At 65.4% G+C, this 12,892-nt stretch carries 16 protein-coding genes; 11 read left to right on the top strand and 5 right to left on the bottom strand.

The window, feature by feature from the left end:
• The first annotated feature begins 105 nt into the window (after positions 1-105).
• Positions 106-438, top strand: a complete 333-nt coding sequence (locus tag H597_RS0116890) for a cupin domain-containing protein (RefSeq protein WP_028103164.1) — start codon at positions 106-108, stop codon at positions 436-438.
• On the opposite strand, the gene H597_RS0116885 is transcribed toward H597_RS0116890, so the two are convergent.
• From H597_RS0116885 to H597_RS0116865, 5 genes are all read right to left on the bottom strand, one after another.
• Positions 419-1,438 carry an NAD(P)H-dependent glycerol-3-phosphate dehydrogenase gene (locus tag H597_RS0116885; RefSeq protein WP_035374552.1) on the bottom strand — a complete coding sequence of 340 codons (1,020 nt, stop codon included), beginning with the start codon at positions 1,436-1,438 and terminating at the stop codon, positions 419-421. The genes H597_RS0116890 and H597_RS0116885 overlap by 20 nt on opposite strands.
• Positions 1,438-1,884 carry an SH3 domain-containing protein gene (locus H597_RS0116880; protein ID WP_028103162.1) on the bottom strand — a complete coding sequence of 149 codons (447 nt, stop codon included), beginning with the start codon at positions 1,882-1,884 and terminating at the stop codon, positions 1,438-1,440. Before H597_RS0116880 ends, H597_RS0116885 begins: the two co-directional genes overlap by 1 nt.
• A gap of 84 nt (positions 1,885-1,968) precedes the next feature.
• A complete protein-coding gene (secB, locus tag H597_RS0116875; RefSeq protein ID WP_028103161.1) occupies positions 1,969-2,460 on the bottom strand; it encodes a protein-export chaperone SecB in 492 nt (163 codons plus the stop codon).
• A 136-nt stretch (positions 2,461-2,596) separates the two neighbouring features.
• Complete coding sequence (grxC, locus tag H597_RS0116870; RefSeq protein ID WP_028103160.1) at positions 2,597-2,857, bottom strand: glutaredoxin 3; 261 nt, start codon at positions 2,855-2,857, stop codon at positions 2,597-2,599.
• 10 nt (positions 2,858-2,867) lie between these two features.
• Complete coding sequence (locus H597_RS0116865) at positions 2,868-3,266, bottom strand: rhodanese-like domain-containing protein (protein WP_028103159.1); 399 nt, start codon at positions 3,264-3,266, stop codon at positions 2,868-2,870.
• 95 nt (positions 3,267-3,361) lie between these two features.
• Here H597_RS0116865 and gpmA point away from each other — a divergent pair, with 95 nt between their 5' ends.
• The 10 genes from gpmA to gspK are packed head-to-tail and all read left to right on the top strand — an operon-like array spanning position 3,362 to position 12,888.
• Positions 3,362-4,108: a 2,3-diphosphoglycerate-dependent phosphoglycerate mutase gene (gpmA, locus tag H597_RS0116860; protein ID WP_028103158.1), complete on the top strand. Its 747-nt coding sequence runs from the start codon at positions 3,362-3,364 to the stop codon at positions 4,106-4,108.
• A complete protein-coding gene (locus tag H597_RS0116855; protein WP_371850739.1) occupies positions 4,108-5,568 on the top strand; it encodes a murein hydrolase activator EnvC family protein in 1,461 nt (486 codons plus the stop codon). The genes gpmA and H597_RS0116855 overlap by 1 nt, the downstream gene beginning before the upstream one ends.
• 16 nt (positions 5,569-5,584) lie before the next feature.
• Entirely contained in the window at positions 5,585-6,991 is a 1,407-nt protein-coding gene (locus H597_RS31315) for a S41 family peptidase (RefSeq protein ID WP_051293868.1), read from the top strand.
• Complete coding sequence (locus H597_RS0116845; protein ID WP_028103156.1) at positions 6,992-7,744, top strand: HesA/MoeB/ThiF family protein; 753 nt, start codon at positions 6,992-6,994, stop codon at positions 7,742-7,744.
• An 11-nt stretch (positions 7,745-7,755) separates the two neighbouring features.
• Positions 7,756-9,879 carry an amidohydrolase family protein gene (locus H597_RS0116840; RefSeq protein WP_028103155.1) on the top strand — a complete coding sequence of 708 codons (2,124 nt, stop codon included), beginning with the start codon at positions 7,756-7,758 and terminating at the stop codon, positions 9,877-9,879.
• A 37-nt stretch (positions 9,880-9,916) separates the two neighbouring features.
• The gene (gspG, locus tag H597_RS0116835) at positions 9,917-10,351 is read left to right on the top strand and encodes a type II secretion system major pseudopilin GspG (RefSeq protein WP_028103154.1); all 435 of its coding nucleotides are present in this window, start codon (positions 9,917-9,919) and stop codon (positions 10,349-10,351) included.
• Positions 10,320-10,808 (top strand): GspH/FimT family pseudopilin, encoded by a 489-nt coding sequence (locus tag H597_RS0116830; protein ID WP_229632196.1) that lies wholly within the window; start codon positions 10,320-10,322, stop codon positions 10,806-10,808. Before gspG ends, H597_RS0116830 begins: the two co-directional genes overlap by 32 nt.
• Positions 10,809-10,811: 3 nt before the next feature.
• The gene (gene gspI / locus H597_RS0116825) at positions 10,812-11,177 is read left to right on the top strand and encodes a type II secretion system minor pseudopilin GspI (RefSeq protein ID WP_028103152.1); all 366 of its coding nucleotides are present in this window, start codon (positions 10,812-10,814) and stop codon (positions 11,175-11,177) included.
• The gene (locus H597_RS0116820; RefSeq protein ID WP_028103151.1) at positions 11,174-11,908 is read left to right on the top strand and encodes a PulJ/GspJ family protein; all 735 of its coding nucleotides are present in this window, start codon (positions 11,174-11,176) and stop codon (positions 11,906-11,908) included. The genes gspI and H597_RS0116820 overlap by 4 nt, the downstream gene beginning before the upstream one ends.
• On the top strand, positions 11,905-12,888 hold the full coding sequence (gspK, locus tag H597_RS0116815; protein WP_307580081.1) for a type II secretion system minor pseudopilin GspK: 984 nt from the start codon (positions 11,905-11,907) through the stop codon (positions 12,886-12,888). The genes H597_RS0116820 and gspK overlap by 4 nt, the downstream gene beginning before the upstream one ends.
• Positions 12,889-12,892: the final 4 nt, after the last annotated feature.

The raw sequence follows: 12,892 nt of genomic DNA, 5'->3' as shown, positions 1-12,892 counted from the left end.
CCCGATTTTGCGTATTGAAATAGATCAAAGAAGTTGGCTGCGTGTCCAAATGACAGACCTGACCCCGACTTTTGCCGGTAGCATACGCAGAAAACGGGAGGGCATATGGCGCTACCACATGCATCGTCCGGGCAGGTGGTCCGGATTGGCCGCGAGGCCGGTGAAAGCTTGTCGCAGTTTTCTTCCATCGCATTGGCCAAGACGGAGCAGCTGGAATTGATCCGCATGACCGTGCCGGCGGGCCGGGCCTTGCCGGAACACGCGGTGCGCGGCCAGATCACGCTGCAATGCCTGGAGGGCGAGGTGGCGTTCGAGGCCCACGGCCGCACCGCCATCCTGCGCGCGGGCGAGCTGCTTTACCTGGAAGGCGGCGCGCCCCATTCGCTGCGGGCGAACGCCGATGCCGTTTTGCTGCTGACTATTTTGCTGTCGGGTTGAAGCTTTCGTAGCGCGGGTCGCGCGCCAGCAGACCTTGCACCAGGTCGGCCGGCTTGAGGCCGTCGAACAGTACGCTGGCAACAGCGTTGGTGATCGGCATTTCCACGCCGAGGCGGCCCGCCAGCTCGCGTACGGCTTTGGCGCAGGGCACGCCTTCGGCCACATGGCCCAGTTCATTGACCACGGTGTCCAGCGTCTTGCCTTGCGCCAGGCCGAGGCCGACGCGCCGGTTGCGCGACAGGTCGCCGGTGCAGGTGAGGATCAGGTCGCCCATGCCGGTCAGGCCCATGAAGGTTGCCACGCTGCCGCCCAGGGCGGTGCCGAGGCGGGTGATTTCGGCCAGGCCGCGCGTGATCAGGGCGGCCCGGGCATTCAGGCCCAGGCCCATGCCGTCCGCAATGCCGGTGGCGATGGCCAGCACGTTTTTTACCGCGCCGCCTACTTCCACGCCGACGATGTCTTCGCTGGAGTAGACCCGCATGCTGCCGCCGTGCACGGCGCCCACTACCAGTTCGCACAGGGCGGCGTTGCCGGAGGCGATGGTCAGGGCGCAAGGCAGGCCCTTGGCCACTTCCTGCGCGAAGGATGGGCCGGACAGGGCGCCGGCCGGCACGCCGTCGCCCAGCACTGCGCGCACGATCTGGTGCGGCAGCATGCCGGTGTCGTATTCGAAGCCCTTGCACAGCCAGACGAGGTTGGGGATCGCTTTGCCGTGCAGCGCCTGCAGCAGGGGACGCAGGCCGGCGACCGGGCAGGCGGCGATGAGCAGGCCGTCCTGGCCGGCGTGGGCCACGGCGGCGTCGAAATCGGCCGTCACCTGCAGCGCGGGCGGGAAGGGATAGCCGGCCAGATAGTGGGTGTTGTCGCGGGCGGCGTCCATTTCCGCCATGGCGGCGGCGTCGCGGCCCCACAGCAGGACGTCGTGGCGCGCGGCGACGGCGATGGCGACGGCCGTACCCCAGGCGCCGGCGCCCAGTACGCTGATCTTGCGCGTGTTCATCAGTTGCCCCAGATGTCGGCGCTGCGCACGTAGCCGGTCAGGCCGTCGCGGTGGCGCACCTTGGTCCAGCCGTTGGCGGCCGGTTCGGCCAGTTCCAGCAGCACGCCCTTGTCGGCGATGAAGACCACCGGCGCGGTGTCGTCGGCGCCGCTGCGCACCTTGGTATTGGCGCTGCGCACGATGACGTTGCGTTGCTTGAGGCTGAGGCCTTTGGCTTCGGTCCAGGCCAGGTCGCCGGCCATATCGCGCACCTTGACCCACTCGCCGTAGGTCAGCACGACTTCCAGCGGGGCGCCGGACGGCACGATGTACTGCTTGGCGGCCCGGGTCGACGGTGCGCCGTACAGCACGGCAGGACTGGCGCCTACCCACCGGTAGTCGATGGCCTGAGCGCTGGCGCAGGCCAGCAGCGACAGGGCGAGGGCGACAATGCGGCGTAAATTCATCAAGAGGACCTTAAAAATGCGCAAAGGCCCGCGGGGGCCTTTGCATTCCGGGGAAGCGCGGTTCCCCATAGTATCGCAGAAGTATTACTGGACGGTGGCAGTGCCTTCGACCGGGGTCGCGCCGGCTTCGCCCGCTTGCTGCTGGGCGATGGCTGCCAGACGCTGCTGGTAGAACACTTCGAAGTTGATTTCGGCCAGGTGGATCGGCGGGAAACCGGCGCGGGTGATCATGTCGGCGATGTTCGAACGCAGGTATGGGTACACAATGTTCGGGCAGCCGATGCCCAGCAGCGGATCCAGCTGTTCCGCTGGAATATTGCGGGCTTCGAAGATACCGGCTTGCTTGCCTTCGACCAGGAACGCGACTTTGTCCTTGACCTTGGCGGTCACGGTGACGGTCACGGTGGACTCGAAGATGCCTTCGGACAGCGGTTCCGCGCCCACATCCAGCGCCACTTCGATCGAAGGGGCTTCCTGCTCCAGGAAGATGGATGGCGAGTTAGGCTGTTCCAGCGACATGTCTTTCAGGTAGACGCGTTGGATTTGGAATACAGGTTGCAGGTTTTCTTCAGACATGGAGCGCTTTCGTATCAGTTATATAGTTAATGCTTGTCCAGGCCACGGGAAGCCCAAGTCAAACGCGACGGCAATTGTAGCAAATATGATTTATTTTCAAACGTTTCGCCGGCCAGTCCGTTGTATTTGGGGGTGTTTAAGCTTTTAACAAGGGGTCCAGTCCGCCAGCCTGGTCAAGGGCATACAGGTCGTCGAAACCGCCCACGTGGGTGTCGCCGATATAGATCTGCGGCACGGTGCGGCGGCCGGTCTTTTCCATCATCAGCTGGCGCTGGGCCGGGTCGAGGTCGACGCGGATTTTATTGATGGCGGTGACACCCTTGCTTTCCAATAAACGTTCGGCGCGCACGCAATACGGGCACACCAGGGTGCTGTACATGGTTACGTTGGCAGTCATGGCGAGTCCTTTATTTGGTCAGCGGCAAGTTTTGTGCTTTCCAGGCATCGATGCCGCCTTCCATCACGACAACGTCGGAGAAACCGGATTTTTCCAGCATGCGGGCGGCGCTGAAGGCGCTGATCCCTTTATCGCATACCACCACCAGGGTCTTGCTCTTGAACTTGTCCAGCTCAGCCATGCGGTTGCCCAGTTCGGCCAGCGGGATATGCTTGGAATCGATGATACGGCTTTCCGCCTTGTCCTTGGCGCGCACATCAAGCACGGTGGCCTTGCTGCGGTTGATCAGCAGGGTGACTTCGGCTGGGGACGCTTTTTTGCCGCGCTGGGTCAGCAGGGGGAAGAGCAGGGCGCCGCCGGACAGCAGGACGATGGCGATCAGTAAAATATTGTCGATGATGAATTTCACGGTATTCCAATGGTTGAACTTAATCCGAGCATTATAAAATAGATGCTTGTTCGTGGCTTCGGCGGCGATTTTCAACTTATTAACCCAACTGCTCTATGTACAAAATCGTATTCATGCGTCACGGCGAGTCCACCTGGAACCTGGAAAATCGCTTCACCGGCTGGACCGATGTGGACCTGACTGAAAAAGGCGTCAACGAAGCCAAAACCGCCGGGAAAATCCTGAAAGATGCCGGCTTCTCCTTCGATCTGTGCTATACCTCCGTGCTCAAGCGCGCCATCCGCACGCTGTGGCTAACCCTGGACGGCATGGATGAAATGTACGTGCCGATCAAGCATGATTGGCGCCTGAACGAGCGCCACTACGGCGCCCTGCAGGGCTTGGACAAGGGCGAGACCGCCGCCAAGTTCGGCGACGCCCAGGTGCTGGTATGGCGCCGCAGCTACGATATTCCGCCGCCGGCCCTGGAAGCGGACGACGACCGCACCTCCTTCCACGACCCGCGCTATGCCGGCCTGCCGCAAGACGCCATCCCGCTCACCGAATGCCTGAAAGACACCGTGGCGCGCGTGATGCCGGCCTGGGACGATGAGATCGCCCCTGCCATCAAGGCCGGCAAACAGATCCTGATTTCGGCCCATGGCAACAGCCTGCGCGCCCTGATCAAGATGCTGGACGGCATCAGCGACGCGGAAATCGTCGGCCTGAACATCCCGAATGGCCAGCCGCTGGTGTATGAACTGGATGCCGACCTGAAGCCGATCAAGCACTACTACCTGGGCGACCCGGCCGCCATTGCCGCCGCCCAGGCGGCCGTGGCCAACCAGGGCAAGGCCAAGTAATTCCCGTGGCCTTCCATCCGACTCGCCGCGCCGGGGCCTGGCGCGGCCTGGCGCTCAGCCTGCTGCTGGCCCTGGGTGCCGTGCATGCTGCCCAGGCGGCACCGAAGCCGAGCGAACGCAGCAAGCAAAAGGCCGCCGCCGAAACCGAGCGGGCCGCGCTGTCGCGCAAGCTGGCCAACCTGAAGGCAGAAATCGGCAAGACCGAGAGCGCCAAGGAAGACGCGGCCGATACGCTGGCCGAGTCGGAGGAAGCCATTTCCGACGCCAACCGCAGCCTGCGCGAACTGGCCTCGGAGCAGTCCCAGCTCAACAGCAAGGTGGCCGAGCTGGCCGCCGAGCAGCTGCGCCTGTCCGCCACCGTGGCGGCGCAGAAGCAGCAATTGGCCAAGCTGCTGCGCGAGCAGTACCTGGCCGGCAATGAAGACCGTATCAAGCTGCTGCTCTCGGGCGACAACCCGAACCGCATCAACCGCGAACTGCAGCTGATGGCCTATGTGTCGCAGTCGCAGGCGCGGCTGCTCGACTCGCTGCGCAGCAACCTGAAAAAAGTCGAGGAAAACCAGGCCGCGGCGCAGAACGCCAAGCAGGAGCTGGACGAAATCGCCGAGGAAGAGCGCCAGCAGAAATCCCGGCTGGAGCAGGAAAAGGCGCGCCGCACCGCGACCCTGGCCAGCCTGTCGAAGAAGCTGGCCACCCAGCGCAAGGAGGCGGGCCGCATGGAGCAGGACGCCCAGCGCCTGGACGCCATGGTCGACAAGCTGAACAAGCTGATCGAGGAGCAGGCGCGCATCGCCGCCGCCGAAAAGGCGCGCCAGGAAAAACTGGCCGCCGAACGGGCCGCCAAGGCCAAGGCCGACGCGGAAGCGCGCGTCCTGGCCCGCGCCAAGGCGCAGGCGGAACGCGAGCGCCTGGCGCAGGAAGCGAAAAAAGCCGGCAAGCCGGCACCCAAGCCGCTGCCGGCTGAAGAGGAGCCGAAGGTCGCCGCCAAACCGGAAGCTTCCGAGCAGCGCGACGAGAAGTCGCCGCGCCCGTCCGAGGTGGCGCTGGCGCCGGTGGTGCCGGATGGCGTGTTCGCCAGGCTGAAAGGCGCGCTGCCGATGCCGGTGGCGGGCAAGGTGGAAAAGCACTTCGGCAGCAAGAATGCCGATGGCGTGGCCTGGAAGGGCATGGTGGTGAAGGCCGGTCCCGGCGCCGAAGTGCGCGCCGTGGCGGCCGGCCGAGTGGTGCATGCGACCTGGCTGCGCGGCTACGGCAATTTCATTATCATCGACCACGGCGGCCAGTACTGGAGCGGCTACGGCTACAACGAGTCGCTGCTGAAGCGCGCCGGCGACGTGGTCAAGGCGGGCGAAGTGATCGCCACCGTTGGAAATACCGGTGGTTACGAAGAATCGGGTTTATACTTTGAAATGCGCCACCAGGGGAAGCCGATCGATCCGGCCGGGTGGGTCAAGTTCTAGCCGCGGAAAGCAATCAATGGGCAACAAAACGAAGAGCCTGGGCCTGGTCGGCCTCGGAATGGTGGCCGGCGTAGCCGTCTCGATGCAGTTTTCCGCCTTGGCGCAGAAGGCCGGTTCGCCTTTGCCGCTGGAGGAATTGCGCACCTTGTCGGAGGTGTTTAGCCTGATCAAGTCCGACTACGTCGAACAGGTCGACGACAAGAAGCTGCTGCAGGACGCCATCGCCGGCATGGTCTCGTCGCTCGATCCCCACTCCACTTATCTCGATAAGACCGCGTTCAAGGAAATGCGCGAGTCCATCAACGGCAAGTTTGTCGGCATCGGCATCGAGGTCGGGGTGGAGGACGGCTATATCAAGGTGGTGGCGCCGATCGAGGATTCGCCGGCCTGGCGCGCCGGCATCAAGGCGGGCGACCTGATCACCCGCGTCGACAGCGAGCCGCTGAAAGGCTTGTCGCTGGACGAGGCGATCAAGAAAATGCGCGGCGAACCGCGCAGCAAGGTGGTCTTGACGGTGTCGCGCAAGGACGAGGACAAGCCGCTCCTGATCCCCATCGTGCGCGAGGAAATCCGGGTGCAGAGCGTCAAGCTGAAGGTGGTGGAACCGGGCTACGCCTGGCTGCGCATCTCGCAGTTCCAGGAGCCGACCGTGGAGGACATGGCGAAGAAGCTGGGCGCCCTGTACGCCAAGGATCCCAATCTGAAGGGCCTGGTGCTCGACCTGCGCAACGACCCGGGCGGCGTGGTGCAGGGCGCGGTCGGCGTGTCGGCCGCCTTCCTGCCCAAGGACGCCCTGGTGGTGTCCACCGACGGCCAATTGGCCGATTCCAAGCAGTCCTTCCGCGCGACGTCCGAAAACTACGCGGAACGCCGCGGCAGCGACCCGCTGGCCAAGCTGCCGGCGGCCCTGAAGACGGTGCCGATGGTGGTGCTGGTCAACGGCGGCTCCGCTTCGGCCTCCGAGATCGTGGCCGGCGCGCTGCAGGACTACAAGCGCGCCATCATCATGGGCAGCCAGACGTTCGGCAAGGGGTCGGTGCAGACCCTGCGCCAGATCACGGCCGATTCGGCCGTCAAGCTGACCACCGCGCGTTACTTCACACCGAACGGCCGCGCCATCCAGGCCAAGGGCATCGCGCCGGACGTGCGGGTGGACGAGACGGCGGAGGGCGACGCCATCAACAGCCTGCGCCTGCGCGAGTCCGACCTGCAGAAGCACCTGGCCAACGCCGGCGGCGAGGACGACAAGCAGGCCCGCCCCCTGCGCGACGAGCTGGCGGAGGAGCAGCGCCTGCTGGCCGCCGCGAAAAAGCAGAAGCCATTCGAATTCGGCGGCAAGGACGACTTCCAGCTGGAGCAGGCACTGCGCCATTTCAAGGGCTTGCCGGTGAAGACGGCCAAGCCCGAGCTGGCCGCGAAATAAATGGACGACCGGCAGCTGCTGCGTTACTCGCGCCACATCCTGCTCGACGACATCGGCATCGAGGGCCAGCAGGCGATCCTGCAGGGCCGGGCACTGCTGATCGGCGCGGGCGGCCTGGGTTCCCCGGCCGCCCTGTATCTCGCATCGGCCGGCATCGGCCAGCTCACCATTGTCGACCACGACAGCGTCGACTTGACCAACCTGCAGCGCCAGATCGCCCACACCACCGAACGCGTGGGCCAGCCCAAGGCCGAGTCGGCGCGCGCCACGCTGAACGCCATCAATCCTGAATGCCATGTGACGCCCCTGGTCGAGCGCGCGGACGACGCGCGCCTGGCGTCCCTGGTGGCGCAGCACGACGTGGTGCTGGACTGCACCGACAACTTCAAGACCCGCCATGCGGTCAACCGCGCCTGCGTGGCGCAGCGCGTGCCGCTGGTATCGGGCGCCGTGATCCGCTTCGACGGCCAGGTCAGCGTGTTCGATACGCGCAGCGGCGGCCCTTGCTACTCCTGCCTGTTCCCGCAGGATCAGCCCTTCGAGGACGTGGCCTGCGCCACCATGGGCGTGTTCGCGCCGCTGGTGGGCGTGGTGGGCGCCATGCAGGCCGCCGAGGCGCTCAAGCTGGTGATGGGCATCGGCGCATCGCTGTCCGGCCGCCTGCTGCTGCTGGACGGCTTGCGCATGGAGTGGAATAGCATCAGCATCGGCCGCAACGAGGCCTGTCCCGTGTGCGGCACCCAACACCCATAGGAGATCAACAGATGAAAAGAGCTTCCGCCGTCCTGGCGTTGGCGGTCGCAAGTGCATGGGCACAGGCGGCGGTCACCCAAACCACGCGCTACGTCTTCATTTCCGAGAACAACGGCAAGCAGATGGGCGAGCAAGTGGTGGAAAACCACGACGACGGGCTCACCAGGGTGCGCTATATTTTCAAGGACAATGGCCGCGGCCCCGAGCTGACGGAGGAATTCCGCCTGGCTGCCGACGGCACCATGGCGGAATACCACGTCAAGGGCAATTCGACCTTCGGCGCCGTGGTGGACGAGCATTTCCAGCGCAGCGGCGGCAAGGCGCAGTGGCGCTCCACCAGCGAGCAGGGCGCCAGGGAGGTCAGCGGCCCGGCCGTGTACGTGCCCTTGAACAGCAGTTTTGAAACCGACTCGCGCGCCATCGCCGCGCTGGCCAAGACGCCGTCGGCCAGCATTGCCCTGCTGCCGAACGGCACCCTGAAGCAGGCCGTGCTCGACGAAGTGCAGGTCAGCGGCCCGAACGGCCAGACCCAACAGGTGCAGCTGGTGGCGCAGACCGGCCTGGGCCTGAGCCCGAAATTCCTGTGGATCAGCAAGGGCGCCAATCCTGCCCTGTTTGCCGCCGTGGCGCCGGGCACCTTCGTGTTCGCCGTCGAAGGCTGGCAGGACAACGGCAAGCTGCTGGCCGAGCGCCAGAAGGCGGCCGAGGCCAAACTGCTGAACGATATGGCGGCCCGGCTGCAGCATCCGCTGCCCGGCCTGACTGTGGTGAAGAATGCCCGCATCTTCGACAGCAACCAGGCCGTGGTCGGCGCCCCGTCCGACATCTACCTGCTGCGCGGCCGTATCAGCGCCATCGTGCCGGCCGGTACCGAAGTGCGCGGCGCCGCCAACGAGATCGACGCCGGCGGGCGCATCGTGCTGCCCGGCCTGTTCGACATGCACGGCCATATCACCCGCTGGGAGGGCGCGCTGCACGTGGCCGCCGGCGTGACCTCGCTGCGCGACATGGGCAACGACAATGCCCAGCTGCAGATGATGATCGACGAGACCGCGGGCGGCAAGCTGCTGGCGCCGCAGATCGTTCCGGCCGGCTTCCTGGAGGGCGACAGCCCGTATGCCTCCATCAGCGGCTTCCTGGTGAAGACGCTGGAGCAGTCCAGGCGCGCCATCGACTGGTATGCCGAGCATGGCTACCCGCAGCTGAAGATCTACAACTCCTTCCCGAAAGAGATCTTGAAGGACACCGTGGCCTACGCCCACCTGCGCGGCATGCGCGTGTCCGGCCACATCCCGGCCGGCCTGCGCGCCCAGCAGGCGCTGGACGCCGGCTACGACGAGATCCAGCACATCAACCAGGTGATGCTGAACTTCCTGTTCAAGCCGGGCGTGGAAACCCGCAGCCTGGAGCGCTTTTACCTGCCGGCCGAGAAAGTGGCGGAGCTGGACTTCCATTCGAAGCCAGTGCAAGACTTCGTCGCGACGCTGAAGAAAAAGCAGATCGTGATCGACCCGACCCTGTCCGCCTTCGCCTTCCTGAAGCAGAAAGACGGCGAGATCAATGAGCCCTGGGCCGCGCTGGAAGGCAATATGCCGCCCGATGTGGCGCGCGGCTTCCACGTCGGCACCATGAAAATCCCGGATGCCGCCACCCAGGCGCGCTACGACAAGTCCTACGCCAAGATGGTGCAGTTCGTCGGCATCCTGTACCGGGCCGGCGTGCCGATCGTGGCCGGCACCGACGACCTGGCGGGCTTCACCCTGCATTCGGAGCTGGCGCTGCTGGTGAAAGCCGGCCTGACCCCGGCCCAGGCGATCCAGGTGGCCACCCGCAACGGCGCGCGCTATACCCGCACCAGCTTCGAGCGCGGCAGCATCGAGCCGGGCAAGCTGGCCGACCTGGTGCTGGTGGAGGGCGACCCGACCCGCAATATCGAGGACGTGCGCAAGGTGGCGGCCGTGATCACGCGCGGCCAGATCGTCTATCCTAAGGAAGTGGACGAGGCGCTGGGCATCAAGCCCTTCGTCGCGGACGCGCCGGCGGTCAAGGCGCTGGCGCCGGTGCCGTCGAATATCGCCGGCTCCAACGACGCGGTGTTGCGCCAGGTCGGCGCAATTGGCCGCAAGCACGATTGAATCACTTATACTGCCAGTTTAATTTTTAGTGAATCTTATGCAAAAGCTAAGCAAACGCCGCTCCGCCGGCTTCACGCTGATCGAAATCATGGTGGTGGTGGTGATCATGGGCGTGCTGGCGGCCCTGGTGCTGCCGCGGGTGCTGGACCGCGTCGGCACCTCCAAGGTTGCTGCGGCCAAGGTGGAGATCTCCACCATCATGCAGGCGCTCAAGATGTACAAGCTGGACAACCAGCGCTACCCGACCACGGAACAGGGCCTGCAAGCCCTGATGGCCAAGCCGACCGCCGGCCCGGCCGCCAGCGGCTGGAAAGCGCCATACCTGGAAAAAATGCCGAAGGACCCATGGGGCAACGACTACAAATTCCTGTCCCCGGGCGTGAAAGGTGAAGTCGATGTGTTCTCGTATGGCGCCGACGGCCAGCCAGGCGGCACCGGCGATGATGCTGATATCGGTTCCTGGGAAATCTAAGCGGCGCGGGCGCGGCTTCACGCTGATCGAGCTGCTGGTGGTGCTGGTCATCATCGGCGTCACGCTCGGTCTGACCGTGGTCAGCGTCGCGCCGAGCCAGGCGAAAGCCATGCAGAAGGATGCGCAGCGCCTGGCGCTGCTGCTGCAGCTGGCGCGCGACGAAGCCATCGTGCGCAACCGGCCGGTCGCGTTCGAGGCGGGGCCGGACAGCTACCGCTTCCTGGTGCGCAACGAAAAGAGCTGGGAGCCGCTGCCGCAGGACGATATGCTGCGCGAGCGTCCCTTCGAGCTGGCGCCGGTGACCCTGCTGCTCGATCCGGCGACCAATGTGCCCGGCAATATGCGGATTGTCTTTGGCCGCGAGCCGGTCGACCGGCCGTTCGCCCTGACCCTCATCAGCGGCGAGCTGCGCGGCACCATCCGCGCCGACGGCGTCGGCCATTTCACTGTGGACTGAAGAATGCGGCAACGAGGTTTTACCCTGCTGGAAGTGCTGGTGGCGCTGCTGATCGTCGGCACGGCGCTGGGCGCCGCCCTGCGCGCCATGGGCAGCCTGACCCAGAACAGCGACGGCCTGCGCACCACCATGATGGCGACCTGGTCGGCTGAAAACCGGCTGGTGCAGGTGCGCCTGGCCAAGGAATGGCCGGCGCCGGGCAAGACCACCACCGAGTGCCCGCAGGCCGACTTGAAGCTCATCTGCGTGCAGGAAGTGAACACCTCCCCCAATCCGCGCATGCGCTGGGTCGAGGTGAATGTCTATGAAGCCAGCGCGCCCGAGCGGCGCGTCATCAAACCGATCAGGCAAATGGTGCTGCTGGAATGAAGAACCCGCGCGGCTTTACCCTTGTCGAACTGCTGGTGGCGATCACCGTGCTGGCCATCGTCGCCGTGATGGGCTGGCGCGGGCTCGACACCATCATCCGTTCGCGCGAAAAACTGACCCAGAATATGGAGCAGACGCGCAGCATCCAGCTCAGTTTCGCCCAGCTGCAAAGCGACCTGGAACAGCTGGCCGACAAGCCGCTGCTGCGCGAGCACCAGAACCTGCTGGCCGATAACACGCGCCTGGTCTTCATCCGCACCGTGCTGGTGGAAAACGCCGCTTCCCAGTTGCAGGTGGTCAGCTACAACATCCGCGACGGCGTGCTGTCGCGCAGCGAGTCGGCCGTCACGCGCGACCTGGCGGAACTCGACGGCCTGTGGCAGTCGGCCATCGGCCAGGGCGGGACCCAGGCGGCGGTCGGCCTGCAGACCGGGGTCGAGTCCATGGCCGTGCGGATCTGGGAGATCGGCGGCTGGAAGCTGCCGCAGTATTCCTCGACGTCGTTTGAAAACGCCGTGCCGAAAGAGGAGGACGCGCCGTGCACCAGCACCGTGCCCGGCGCCTGCCAGGGGCAGGGTAGCGGCGGCAATCCGTCCAGCAACCCGTCCGGCAAAGCGCCCTTGCCGGTCCAGGTGCCGCAGCGCCAGGGCCCGATCGGGCTGGAAATCTCGCTGCAACTGCAGGGCCAGCCGGCGCCGCTGATCAAGGTTTTCCTGCTGGGGGCCGCATGATGCGGCGCTTCCCGGCACGCCAGCGCGGCGTGGCTGTTGTTACCGCGCTACTGCTGACCACGCTGGCCGTTTCCATCGTGGCCAGCCTGTTCTGGCAGCAGCAGGTTCAGGTACGCTCGCTGGAGAACCAGTATTTGCACTTCCAGACGCGCTGGATGCTGCGCGGCGGCCTTGATTTCACGCGCTTTATCCTGCGCGAGGACCTGCGCACCGGCCAGGGGCTGACGCGCCTGGACGGCATCTGGGCCACGCCGCTGCGCGAAACGCGGGTCGACGAGTTCGCCGACCGCCAGCGGGTGGAAGGCGAAAGCTTCAACGCCACCATTTCAGGACAGACTTACGACGCGCAGTCGCGCTACAATCTTGCGAATCTGGCCAGCACGGACGGTGCCGGCGGCATCAATAAGGCGCAGTTGGCGGTGTTTAGCCGCCTGCTGCAGAACCTGCAGCTCGATCCGGGGCTGGCGCGCACCGTGGCCATCCAGGTGGTGCGCAGCCAGGGCGTCGGCCAGGCGCCGCAGCCGGGCACGCCGCCGCAGCCGAATGTGGAGCCGGTGCCGGCTGGCAGCGGCCGGCCGATGAAGCTGCTGCGCGTGGAGGATTTGCTGGCGGTGACGGGATTCGACCAGCGGGCGGTGGAAAAACTGCGCGATCTGGTGGTGGCGCTGCCCGAGCCGACGCCGGTCAATGTGAACACCGCGCCGGCGCCGGTGCTGGCGGCGCTGGCCGGCATGTCGCTGTCGGAAGGGCAGGGCGTGGCGCTGGCGCGCGAACGCACCTTCTTCCGCAATGCGGACGACTTCAAGGCCCAGCTGCAAGCGCGGGGCAAGTCGCTGCCCGAGAACGTGCAGATCGACGTGACCAGCCGCTATTTCCTGGTCATGAGCCGGGTCAAGCTGGACCGCGCGGAGCTGATTTCCTGGTCGCTGGTGCAGCGCGACCAGAACGGCACGCGCGTGGTGTGGATACGGGAAATTTAAAGGA

The organism is Pseudoduganella violaceinigra DSM 15887, from assembly GCF_000425385.1.
GTDB classification, from domain to species: Bacteria; Pseudomonadota; Gammaproteobacteria; order Burkholderiales; family Burkholderiaceae_D; genus Rugamonas; species Rugamonas violaceinigra.
Note: the sequence above shows the minus strand (reverse complement) of the source record. Positions and strands in the feature narration are given on the sequence as shown.